At 32.0% G+C, this 12,816-nt stretch carries 8 protein-coding genes and 1 pseudogene; 3 read left to right on the forward strand and 6 right to left on the reverse strand.

Features of this window, described 5'->3' with window-relative positions:
• Nucleotides 1-432 precede the first annotated feature (432 nt).
• From ABYI63_RS16335 to ABYI63_RS16345, 3 genes are all read left to right on the forward strand, one after another.
• Nucleotides 433-753, forward strand: coding sequence for a rubredoxin (locus ABYI63_RS16335; protein ID WP_372757896.1), 321 nt, complete (start codon nucleotides 433-435; stop codon nucleotides 751-753).
• A 225-nt stretch (nucleotides 754-978) separates the two neighbouring features.
• Nucleotides 979-2,445, forward strand: a complete 1,467-nt coding sequence (locus ABYI63_RS16340; RefSeq protein WP_372757897.1) for a circularly permuted type 2 ATP-grasp protein — start codon at nucleotides 979-981, stop codon at nucleotides 2,443-2,445.
• A 4-nt stretch (nucleotides 2,446-2,449) separates the two neighbouring features.
• Nucleotides 2,450-3,454 carry an alpha-E domain-containing protein gene (locus ABYI63_RS16345; protein WP_372757899.1) on the forward strand — a complete coding sequence of 335 codons (1,005 nt, stop codon included), beginning with the start codon at nucleotides 2,450-2,452 and terminating at the stop codon, nucleotides 3,452-3,454.
• Nucleotides 3,455-3,463: 9 nt separating this feature from the next.
• On the opposite strand, the gene ABYI63_RS16350 is transcribed toward ABYI63_RS16345, so the two are convergent.
• The 6 genes and pseudogenes from ABYI63_RS16350 to ABYI63_RS16375 all read right to left on the reverse strand — a co-directional run.
• On the reverse strand, nucleotides 3,464-4,405 hold the full coding sequence (locus ABYI63_RS16350; protein ID WP_372757900.1) for a transglutaminase N-terminal domain-containing protein: 942 nt from the start codon (nucleotides 4,403-4,405) through the stop codon (nucleotides 3,464-3,466).
• A 6-nt stretch (nucleotides 4,406-4,411) separates the two neighbouring features.
• Complete coding sequence (locus tag ABYI63_RS16355; protein ID WP_372757901.1) at nucleotides 4,412-6,961, reverse strand: circularly permuted type 2 ATP-grasp protein; 2,550 nt, start codon at nucleotides 6,959-6,961, stop codon at nucleotides 4,412-4,414.
• 8 nt (nucleotides 6,962-6,969) lie between these two features.
• Complete coding sequence (locus tag ABYI63_RS16360) at nucleotides 6,970-10,299, reverse strand: DUF2126 domain-containing protein (RefSeq protein WP_372757902.1); 3,330 nt, start codon at nucleotides 10,297-10,299, stop codon at nucleotides 6,970-6,972.
• 244 nt (nucleotides 10,300-10,543) lie between these two features.
• Nucleotides 10,544-11,125 (reverse strand): bifunctional precorrin-2 dehydrogenase/sirohydrochlorin ferrochelatase, encoded by a 582-nt coding sequence (locus ABYI63_RS16365; protein WP_372757904.1) that lies wholly within the window; start codon nucleotides 11,123-11,125, stop codon nucleotides 10,544-10,546.
• Between the two features lie 33 nt (nucleotides 11,126-11,158).
• Nucleotides 11,159-11,941 carry a uroporphyrinogen-III C-methyltransferase gene (gene cobA, locus ABYI63_RS16370; RefSeq protein ID WP_372757905.1) on the reverse strand — a complete coding sequence of 261 codons (783 nt, stop codon included), beginning with the start codon at nucleotides 11,939-11,941 and terminating at the stop codon, nucleotides 11,159-11,161.
• Nucleotides 11,931-12,816, reverse strand: a pseudogene (locus ABYI63_RS16375) (nitrite reductase); the annotation flags it as partial. The pseudogene ABYI63_RS16375 and the gene cobA, both read right to left, overlap by 11 nt.

Here is a 12,816-nt window from a genome sequence, read left to right on the forward strand (position 1 = left end):
CAGATTTACATTAATTGTAATACGAGTTCCATTATTTTTTTCACTATTAATAAAAATCCTACCGTTTATGTAGTTAATTCGCTCTTTCATAAAGAACAATCCCATTCCGCTTTCGCTTTTGGTTGCTGTTAATTTTTGAGCTTTTGGTTGAGCTTCATTTCGAGCTAGCACAAACTATAACGGTATAAAAAAAATGAGTGATAATAATTACTGGCTTGGTATTTACTGGAGAAATAACGAATATAATTTATAATTTTTAAAAGAGTTTTGTGTATTTTTTTTTAGAAAGCAACCTTTGTAAAATTTGTATTACACCTTGAAAATCATTCATAATAAAAGGATTAAATAAAAAATACAAACTAGGTTTAGAAAAATTATTAGGAAGAATAAGGTATAAACGTTCGTCATTCTTCTTTAGAATTAAACTGGCACTTGCCTGTAGATGACAAAGAAGCGTTGGAATTGAAAAAGTTTATTGTTAGTAACTTTGACCAAAACGATATTAGTACCTGTGGCTTAACTTTTGGAATTAGCAGCAAAATAAAAGTTATTATAGAAGTAAAAACTAAACGAAAAGTTAAAACCGAAAAAGAAGTATATCAATGCTCAGCTTGCATGACAGTTTACGACAGCGATTATGGCGACTCCATTGCCAATATTGCAAGTGGTGTTTTGTTTGAAAATTTGCCAAGCGACTATAAATGCTCGGTGTGCGAAGCCTCTAAAGAAGCATATTTGCTTGTAAATTTATAAAATTACACTCATTTAAACTTTTTTAGATATCGTTCACATGAATTAAAAACACTTCTAACAAGAAAAAAAATCATTTTAGAAAGTAAAAAATGAATAAATTGATATTTTTTCATTGATTGTTTGGTTTTATTCGTTTTTTTTCACCATAAAATCGTTTTCGTAAAATTATTTTCTGTAAAATGCTATTTTTAATGTATTATTCGTACATTTAGAAAAACAAAAATTATGGAAAAAACTATTGAACTTCCGTTATTCTCTTCATATGAATATAATTCCAATTTTTATGACGAGCTATTTAGTAAAAACAACGAAGTACGTGAAATTTACAAAACGTTGTTTAAATTATTTAGTCAGTATTCAGTTAATGAATTTAACTCATTAAATGAACGCGCCAAAGAATCCTTTTTTAACCTTGGAATTACGTTTCAAGTGTATGGAGAAAACTCTGTTCAAGAAAAAATATTTCCATTTGATTTGTTTCCTCGAATTATAGAAGAAAAAGAATGGATCAACATTGAAAAGGGTGTTTTACAAAGAAGTAAAGCACTCAATCATTTTTTATGGGATCTGTATCACGATCAAAAAATTATAAAACAAGGTATTGTTCCGCTTGATTTAATAAGTTCTTCGGAAAACTTTATTGAACAAATGAAGGGATTGGATCCACCTGAAGGCATCTATAACCATATTTCTGGAACCGACTTAATTAAACATTCCGATGGAAATTATTACGTACTGGAAGACAACATCCGCTGTCCTTCAGGTGTAAGCTATGTGGTAGGAAACCGAACTGCCGTAAAACATGCACTTTTTGGTATATTTAACAAATACAACACCCATAGAGTAGTTGATTATGGCGCCAATTTATTGGAAATTATGGAATCGGTAAAGCCAAAAGGAGTTGACAATCCTGTTTGTGTTATTATAACTCCAGGCGTTTACAATTCAGCTTATTACGAGCATTCATTTTTAGCTAAACAAATGGGAATTGATTTGGTTGAAGGAAGAGATTTATTTGTTGAAAATGATTTTGTGTACAAACAAACTATTTATGGCCCAAAAAAGGTTGATGTTATTTACAGAAGAATAGACGATTTATTTATAGATCCTTTGGCATTTAGACCTGATTCCCTTTTAGGTGTACCAGGTTTATTTTCAGTTTATCAAAAAGGAAATGTTTGTTTGGTTAATGCTCCAGGAACTGGTGTTGCCGATGACAAGGCAATTTATACCTATCTGCCTGAAATTATTAAATATTACCTAGATGAAGATTCAATTTTAAGTAATGTTCATACATATCATTGCAGCAGAAAAAACGAATTGAGCTATGTTTTAGAAAATATAGACAAATTGGTAATTAAACCAGTTGATGAATCTGGCGGCTATGGAATTTCAATTGGTAACAAATTAACTAAAGCTGAAATTCAAAAAGTAAGGGATACTGTAAAGGCAAACCCTAGAAAATATATTGCACAACCAATTATGTCATTATCAACACACCCAACATATATTGAAGAAACTCGGTCGTTTGAACCAAGACATGTTGATTTAAGAACTTTTACTTTATTAGGAAAAGATAAAGAATATGTTTTAAAAGGTGGACTTTCAAGAGTTGCTTTAAGAAAAGGAAATTTAATAGTAAACTCATCTCAAGGTGGAGGTTCAAAAGATACTTGGGTATTAAAATCATAAAATTATGTTAGCAAGAGTAGCAAATAATCTATTTTGGATGGGGCGTTATATTGAACGTTCAGAACATTTAGCACGATATTTAAATGTAAATTATTTTTCATCATTAGACGCACCAAATGAATTATCACAATCAAGTGATTTTGTATTGCGATCTATCATGTTTATGGCTAGTGGCGAAATAATTGATTCAAAAATAAACCTAAAGGAAGAAGATGTATTATTTAATGTTGGTTTAAATACCGAGAAATCGTATTCAATTAAACAGTCTTTTAATGCAGCTTATGAAAACGCACGAAGTTCGCGAGATTTAATTTCAACCGAGTTATTCGAATCTATAAATAGAATAAACCATAGTATAAAAAATTATGACCCTGAAGCTTTTGTAAAAAACGGTTTGTACGATTTTACAACCATGATTACAAAATCTACTGCTGAAATTAGAAGTAAAATTAAGGGAACTCTTTTGCATGACGAGACTTATGCTATAATAATGCTTGGTATTTATTTAGAAAGGGCACTTCAAGTGACCTTAATTATCAATTCAAAATGTAGCGATGCCTCTGTTGAAAAAAACGAATATAAAGGCACTTTATTAGAAGATGGCAGTCATGTTTGGTCTACTTTGTTAAAATGTGCATTCTCTTATGATATGATGAGAAGATTGTACAAAAAAACACCTATTAAAAAAAACACATTAGAATTTTTAATTTTAAATGAAGACTGCCCACGTTCCATTAAAAATAGTTTAAATCAAACAAAAAAATACATTGGAATTCTTGCAAAGCATCAAAAAATTACGCCTAAATCTGCAGCATTTTTAATTGGGAAAATAAATTGCGAATTTGAGTATAAACAAATTGATGATATTGAAGAAAATATTGAAGAATTTATCAGCGACCTAATTAACAAATTGGTAGTTATAGGTGAAAAATTAGATGATAATTATTTTAAAGTCACAAATCATATTCCAAAAACTAATGAACTTACACCTCAAATCCAAAAGCAATAATATTTACACTTATTGTTGCGATTGACTTTGAGACTGTAGCTGCGTTTTGGATTGGTATTGAATAACACTTGGTCTAATATCAACAGAAACTTCCAGTACATTTTTTCCTGAACTATAAGTAACACCTTTTAATGGAGCAACATCAAAATAATCGCGGCCATAAGCTACAACTATGTGTTGATTTTTAGGAACTTGGTTATTTGTTGGATCAAAATCAACCCAACCATAAGTTGGAATATACACGCCATACCAAGCGTGCGAAGCATCGGTACCTACTAATTTAATTTTCCCCTCTGGAGGTAATGTTTCAATATAACCACTAACATATCGAGCGGGTAACCCAATTGAACGAATACACGCAATAGCTATTTGAGCAAAATCCTGACAAACACCTTTCTTTTCTTTCATAACAACATCTAAAGGTGTTGCTATATTTGTAAAACCAGACACAAATTTAAAATCTCTAAAAATTCGCTCCATCAAATCAAATGAGGCTTCATATACAGAGCTTTTTGGTTTGAACGATTGCTTTGCGTAGGCTTTTATTTCTTTTGAAATATTTGATATTAGTGGCGAATTTAATGTGAATTGCTTGGCATCAATAAGAGCATCGGAACATCCTTCTAATAACTTTTTAGCTTCCTTAACGGTTATTAATTTCGCTTTTTCCATATCAAATTCTAAAACCTGATCTTCATAACTTCGCATCACTTTACTTTTAGCAGTAACTTCTAGCTCGTTATGAAACTCTTGAATAGAAAATCGTGTAATTGTATTTCCAAAAAAATCAAGGCGTTCAGACCTATCGTTTGGAGCTGGACTTATATATAAATTATAATCCAATACCGTTTGACCAGGAATGTCTTTAGGCTTTAATGTAGCAAGATTATGGCAAAAAGAAGCGCCATCTTCATATTTATATTTTGTAGTATGAATGATATCAAAAACCATGTAGATTTATTTATAAGGTTGCGCAACCATTTGCGTTTGTTGGTAGGTATGATTAAAATAAGTGTTTGAAATAGCCATTGAAGTTGCATGTAGCAAATCACTCAACTCTTCTAAAACTTCATCTAAATGCAATCTCATATTAGATTCTGCATCTACTTTTAAAAGATCTTCAACTGTAACATTTTTAATTTTTTCTAAAGCCTTTGATATGTTTTTCTGACATTCAGTAAATTCATCCTTACTATTATTTGGCAAACGATTTATGTCTTTTTTTAATCTTTTTACTTGATACGTAAGTGATTTAGCATATTCCTTATCTAATAAAATTAAGTTTATTACGTTTTCTAAACTCAAATAAGACTTATAACTATACCTATATATGTTTAAACTTTCATGACTACTTAATAACGATTCTAAAATATCATATTCCAATTCTTGGTTTTGCTGAACGATCACTAAGGATCTAAATTTTGCAATAGTTGTAAAAGCTTCTTCCATTTGTAAACCAATAAAATAGACCAACAAACCTTGCTTTACCATGATACTTTCTTCAGTAAGAGACATAAAGGCAATTAACCTTGTTATTATTCTGTCGAAAAATTTCACTAAAACTGGTATTGTATACTGGTTTTCTTCCTTTAAATTTTGCCACAATTTTTGAATACTTTCAAAAACGCGCCACATATCTCTAGACCATAAATTTCGTAACGAATAGTACGAATAATTAAAGCTTGAAATAGTTTGTGCAAAACTTCCAATTTTGGTTTCATCTAAAATAACTGCTTCAATTTCCTTTAATGGAAACTGCATTGCTTTATCCTCATTTTCACCAGTAAAACCAGGAAAGGTTGATGTAATATTTGTAACCGACTGAAAAAGAATTCTTAAACTTTCAGACTCCGATTTTCTATGGTTAAATTGAACGTTTGTCATTTGATTTAAAACCATTCTTAAATAACGCGCTGTTACAATGGTTCTACCAATATAGCGTCCAGCCCAAAACAAATTTTCGGCAGTATCACTAGGCACATCATTTATCCCTGAAAATGCATTACCTGCTGATTTATGCCAAGAATAATGCTGAATATTATGTTGCTTTTTATCACTTACCACCCAAAAATCTTTACTTGTTCCTCCTTTCTGGTTAGAAACTAGCAACTCCTCTCTTTCTGCCGCAACACGTACCAAGCCACCTGGCATTACGCTATATCCGTTATTTTTTGCTACTGAAAAAGTACGACATACAATTTTACGAGGCTCTAAATGGCCTTCAACAAAATTTGGCGCTGTTGAAAAATTTATATTTTCCTGTGCAACAAACTGATAAGGCGCTTTTAAAATTTCAAGTTTAAGATTTTTTAATTCACTTTTCGATAAAAATTCGCAAAAATAAATATGCTCTCTATGCGTACGATCTATTCTTTTTACCACATAAGAAGGTAAATTATCCAGCACATGTTTTCGTTCTTTTTCTTGTCCGCACCACCACGATGCAATTTGAGGTAATATTAGTTCTTCGTTTAAAAAATACTTACAAATACCATTCATAAAAGGTATTAAACCTGGATTTTCTAAAATGCCACTTCCCACTGGGTTTACAATTGCAACATTTTGAAGCCTTACTACCTCCATTAAACCTGCAACTCCCAAATAGGAATCTTCACGCAGCTCTAAAGGATCTACAAAAACATCATCTACCCTTCTTAAAACAACATCAACTTGCTTTAATCCTTTCAATGATTTCATCCATAATTTACCGCTTCTCACAACTAAATCATTGCCTTTTACTAAAGGATAACCTAAAAAAGAAGATAGATAAGAATGCTCAAAATACGTTTCGTTATGCGGTCCAGGAGTTAATATTACTACCGTTGGATTTTCAACATTTGAAGGTGCTGCTTTTAACAACAACTGATTGAAGTCTTTAAAAAACGAAGAGGGTTGTTCAACACTAATATCGCCAAAAACTTCAGGAATAACTTTGTTAATTGAAAGTCTATTTTCTAAGGCATAACCCATACCCGAAGGTGCCTGGGTTCTATCATTAACCACCCACATACGCCCATCGGGACCTCTGGCTAAATCTGCCGAATGGATTAATAATTGTTTTGCTGTTTTATATTGAATTTGATCACAAGCTCGTAAAAAACCACGATGCGAAAAGATAACTTCAAAAGGAACAATTCCTTTTTTAATCAATTCGCGTTTACCATAAATATCCTTCAACAATAAATTTAATACTTCTGAACGTTGCTGAATACCTTTTTCAATGGTTTGCCATTCTTTTTTTTGAATAATAAAAGGAACAACATTCAGTTTCCACGGACGATTAAGCCCTTTTGGATAATTATAAACATTGTAAGTAACACCGTTTTCAGCTAACAACCAATTTATTTCACCAGTCTTTTCATTTAATTTGTTTGCTCCAATAGTTGAAAGTATATCAAGTAATTTATCCCAATTTTTATCAATTCCTAAATCGGAGGTAAAAACCTCATCATAGCCTTTAAAATCTTTGAAATAATCTTTGAATAACGTATTTGTACTAATGGACATGTAGGTGTTTATTTTTTTCTTAAATCCAGCGTATGCGGAAATTCAAAATTAATCGGAATTTCTTTATAACTGAACTTTTTCGAACTTTCTTTTTCATGAACAGTTCTTGTTGAATTATCATCGTCCTGTACGGTCTCTTCAATTGGGTCAATTTCGCCTTGCGTATGACCAAATTCCCAAAAACGATTGATTCTTCTTGACTCTGCCTCATAACTATTAACTGGATACGTTTCGTATGATCTTCCTCCTGGATGCGCTACAAAATAGGTACAACCACCAATTGAACGACGGTTCCAAGTATCTACAATATCAAAAACCAATGGCGTATCTACACCTATTGTTGGATGCAATGCCGAATATGGATTCCAAGCTTTGTATCGAATTCCGGCCACATATTCTCCTTTAACAGTTGTATTTTTCAACCTAACTTTAACACCATTACACGTTAATACATATCGTTCTGAGTTAAAACCAGAAACTTTTACCTGAATTCTTTCCAATGAAGAATCAACATATCTCGCAGTTCCTCCGCCAGTCATTTCTTCACCTAACACATTCCAAGGCTCAATTCCTGAACGCAATTCAATATGAATATTATTAATATCTACCATACCGTGCAGTGGAAATCTAAATTCAAAAAACGGATTGAACCAATCTTCTTTAAACTTATAACCAGCCCTATTTAATTGCTCTACAACATCTTTTATATCTTCACGCACATAGTGTTCAATTAAAAACTTATCGTGCAATTCGGTACCCCAACGCACTAAATTGTGTTCGTAGGGCTTTTTCCAAAACCAAGCAACTAAGGTTCTAACCAATAACATTTGCATTAAACTCATTTGTGGATGCGGAGGCATATCAAAACCTCTTAACTCTAAAATCCCCAATCTTCCTGAAGAAGAATCAGGAGAATACAATTTATCTATACAAAACTCAGCTCTATGCGTATTTCCTGTTAAATCGGTTAATAAATGTCTAAATAACCTGTCTGTTAACCAAAAGGGTACTTCTCCGTCTTTAGGAATCTGGCTAAAAGCAATTTCAAGTTCGTATAAATTTTCCAAGCGTGCTTCATCAATTCTTGGAGCCTGACTAGTTGGACCTACAAATGAACCAGAAAATAGGTATGATAACCCAGGATGATGCTGCCAAAATGTTAACAAACTTCTTAATAAACTCGGTTTTCTCAACAACGGGCTATCAGCAGGTGTTGTACCGCCTAAAGTAACGTGATTTCCTCCACCAGTACCTGTATGCTTTCCATCGAGCATAAACTTTTCTGTTCCTAATCGTGCTTTTTTTGCTTCTTCATAAATGGTAAAAGTGTTTTCTGTTAACTCTTTCCAATTATGTGTAGGATGCACATTTACTTCAATTACACCTGGATCTGGCGTAATTTTCATTGATTGCAAACGATGATCTTTTGGCGGCTCATAACCTTCTAAAACTACAGGAATTTTTAAATCGCGTGCAGTTAATTCAATTGATGCAATTAAATCTAAAAATATTTCAGCACTATCCAAAGGAGGTAAAAATAAATACAATTTACCGTCTCTTACCTCTGCACACATTCCAGTTCTAACAAAATAATTGTACTTATTTTGTAAAATACCTTCGGTTAAAAAAGCTTTATATCTTAATAAGGCAAGTCGCTTATAACTTGGTAATTTTTCCTTTTTTGAAAAATTATCAGGTTCATATCTTGGAAATTCATTTCCAGAATTTTGAATTAAAGAATCTAACGGCAATCTTAATCCAACTGGCGAATTTCCAGGAATTAAAAATATATGTTGCCTTCTAAATTCCCATTTATTTGTATACCATTGTCCTTCTGAATTATTTAAAGGCAATACATATCCAACAACATTTGAAGTACCATTTTCTAATATTTCGTTTAACTTTTTACGAATTAATGAAGCATCTTTATCTTTAGAAGGATCTACATCAACAGGTAATTTGCCTTGTTCCCATAAGAAATAAAACGCGTCTTCAAATGTTGGTATAATATTTTCATTGGAAATTCTTAAATAATTCGTTAGTTTATCTAAAAATTTGAATGCTGCATTTTCAGGCAAGTTAACTTCATCAGCAAATTCAGCCAATAATTTTTCGTTATGCCAAATAGGTTTACCATCTTTTCTCCAACACAATTCAAATTGCCAACGCGGTAAAGGCTCCCCAGGATACCATTTTCCTTGGGCTTGATGCAACACCCCACCTTTTGCAAATTTGTTATAATACTTTTTGGTTAAGTTAGAGGCTAACTTCCTTTTATTTGGCCCATCAGCATCAGTATTCCATTCTGCTGATTCCATATCATCAATAGAAACAAAAGTAGGCTCTCCGCCCATTGTTAGGCGAACATCACCTTTTTCTAATTGTTTTTCAACCTTAAAACCAAGCTTGTAAATCTCATTCCATTGTTCTGCAGTATATGGTTTTGTTACACGAGGCGATTCAAAAATTCGTTTTACTGAATTTTCAAAAAAGAACTCAGTTTCGCAAATATCGGTCATACCTTCTACTGGCGCAGCACTTTCAAAACTAGGTGTACATGCCAAAGGAATATGCCCTTCACCAGCCAATAAACCAGAAGTGGCATCAAAACCAATCCAACCAGCTCCAGGAATATAAACCTCGGCCCACGCGTGTAAATCGGTAAAATCTTCTTCAGGACCCGAAGGACCGTCCAAGGATTTTTCATCTGATTTTAACTGTACCAAATACCCCGAAACAAAACGTGCTCCAAAGCCTAAATGACGTAATGTTTGCACAAATAACCAAGCATAATCTCGGCACGAACCACTTTTTAATTTTAAAGTTTCATCGCAGCTTTGCACACCTGGATCCAACCGAATGTTATAATTTAAATATTCATATATTTTTCTATTGATATCAATTAAAAAATATATGGTTTTACGAGGTGTATAATCTATGGTTTTTAAAAAATTTTGTAATAATTTTCCTTTCTCTCGAACTTCTAAATACGGAATCAATTCTTTTTTTATGGTTTCAGAATATTCAAAAGGATATTCTTCGGCCGATTCTTCAACAAAAAAATCGAATGGATTTATGGTTTTTAAATCTGCAATTATTTCAACATCAACAGATAATTCAGTTGTTTTTTCAGGAAAAATAAGTCGTGCTAAATAATTTCCAAAAGGGTCTTGCTGCCAATTTAAAAACTGATTTTCAGGCTTTATTTTTATTGAATACGATTCAATAGGTGTTCTGCTATGTGGAGCAGGACGCAACCTAAAAATATGAGGAGAAAGAGAAACCTCACGATCATATTTGTAAATGGTTTTATGAGATATTACAATTTTTAAAGCCATAGGATATTTTTATATGAATGATTTTATTATAAAAAGTAGAATGGAAAAAAAGGTCATTCAACTTAAGAAGCTAAATTTAGCAATATTTCAAGAAAAATAAGGTTTTATTGAATTTATTATTTCATTATTCAAAAAAATGAATAAATACTTCAACTAATAATTGAAAATGATTAAAATATTACTTTTGAAGTATTAAAATTGAGATTAACATAAAAAAGGATTCATTTCTGAAAAGAAGTTACTTTTACTTCTTTTCAACAATTCCTTTAGTTAAATCATTTAACGTATCTACTTTTTCTTGAAAATCACCTTTAATGGTTTTTCTGAAGGAGTTTAAATTTTTTGCTAATTCGTCAATATTTTCAGGGATTACTTCTTCAAAAAACTGACGTAAACGTTTTGCCAAGGTTGGCGATTTACCGTTGGTTGAAATGGCTATTTTTATATTTCCTTTGGTTACAATACCACCCATATAAAAGTCGCAATACGGTGGATTATCAGCCACATTTACCAATATACTTTGCGCTTTACAATCTTTATAAACTTGAACATTTACATCAATTTTATCAGTTGTAGCAATTACCATATGTTTTCCTTCCAACAAAGAATCATTATAAGCACTTTCAACTAATTTTACTTGATGTTTTTTAGCTAATTTTAGCAATTCAGCATTAAAATCAATAGAAACTATGGTGACTTTGGCGTTTGGACTAGATTTTAATAAGAAGGTTAATTTTTCTAATCCAACATTTCCTCCACCAACAATTAACACATTTAACTGTGCAACTTTTAAAAATATTGGGTATAATTCGTTACGTTCTTCCATAAAGTTATTTTTTAAATCAACTTTTTTTCGAAGTTAATTTCTGTAGCTTGAGCTTTCAACTTTTACAGCTTCGAAATAAGCACGCAATTTAGCACTTTCTTTAACAACTTCACCAATTACAATAATTGCGGGCGATGATAAGTTGTTTTGTTCAGCAATAGTTACAATAGTATTAATGGTTCCAACACCCATTTTTTCGTTTGCTGTTGTTCCATTTTGAATAATTGCAGTAGGAACATCGGTTTTACCAAATTTAGTAAATATTTCAACTATTTCCTTTAGCTTGCTCATTCCCATTAAAATTACAATGGTAGCTGTAGATTGTGCTGCTAAACACACATCTTTTGATAGTTTTCTTTCGGAAGTAGTTCCTGTAATTACCCAAAAGCTTTCAGAAATACCTCTATGAGTTAGAGGTATTCCTAAGCTTGCTGGCACAGCCATTGATGATGATATTCCTGAAACGACTTCGGTTTCAATACCGAAGGATTCTATATAATCTATTTCTTCAGAACCTCTTCCAAATATAAAAGGATCACCTCCTTTTAAGCGCACAACGTTTCCAAACTCGAAGGCATTTTTTACAATCAATTCATTAATTTGATCTTGCGTAAAACTATGCATTCCTTTACGTTTACCTACAAATACCAACTTAGTTTCTGGTGAAACATATGTCAATAATTCGCGGTTAATTAATGCATCGTATAAAACAACCGACGCATTTTTTAAAGCTTTAATACCCTTAATGGTAATTAACTCAGGATCACCCGGACCCGCACCAACTAAGGTTACTTTTGGCTTTATATTATTCTTCATTAGCTACTGTATTTACTCTATATTCGTGTGCTTTTGTATAAAATAATTGGGCATCAGCTAAATATTTTTGTGCAAATTCTTTAGTTGGTTCATTTTTTTGAATTTGATAAACAAAATCAGAAAACGATGAATCCAACACTACTTTATCAGCAAATAAAGCATCGAATTGAGAAATAATTCCAGCTTGTGTATTCGTTTTTTCACCTTCAGTTAACAACAATGCTTTTGCTGTATTTACAATACTTGTGTATGAATAATAAATACTATCAGAAAACTGATTTAACTTTAAAGCTTCAGCAGCATTTACAGTTTTTTCTTCGCTTTCAAATAACAAGGTAGCTACTAAATCAATTACAACACCTGCACATTCTCCTACTCCAACTGCCATTTCATAAGGCGCTTCAGCTCCCCAATCAATAAAATCGCTTGCCTCTAAATTTGTTGTGTCAGATAAATGTTTTAATAAATCGTAAAAATAAATTTCACCCTGACGGTCAAAGTAGTTTAAAAACGATTCACCTTCTAAAACATTTGCTTCAAAATCTGTTAAAATAGTTCTTAACGCTTCCGGACCTCTTTTACTTGGTATTTTTAATACTTTGTTTGAAACTCTTCCTTCACCATTTCCTAAAACGCCTCCACCTAATAACACTTGCAAAGCCGGAGCTACTAATTTACCAGATTTCACAGTCATACCCTGAAAACCAATATGTGCCATTGAATGTTGCCCACACGAATTCATACAACCACTAATTTTTATGGTAATTTCTTTATTATTTGCGTATTGCGGAAATTCAGATTTTAATACCTTTTCTAATTCAGCAGTTACTCCAGTACTACTTGCTATTCCTAAATTACAGGTATCGGTTCCTGGG

The organism is Mariniflexile sp. (assembly GCF_041583155.1).
Classification (GTDB): Bacteria; Bacteroidota; Bacteroidia; order Flavobacteriales; family Flavobacteriaceae; genus Mariniflexile.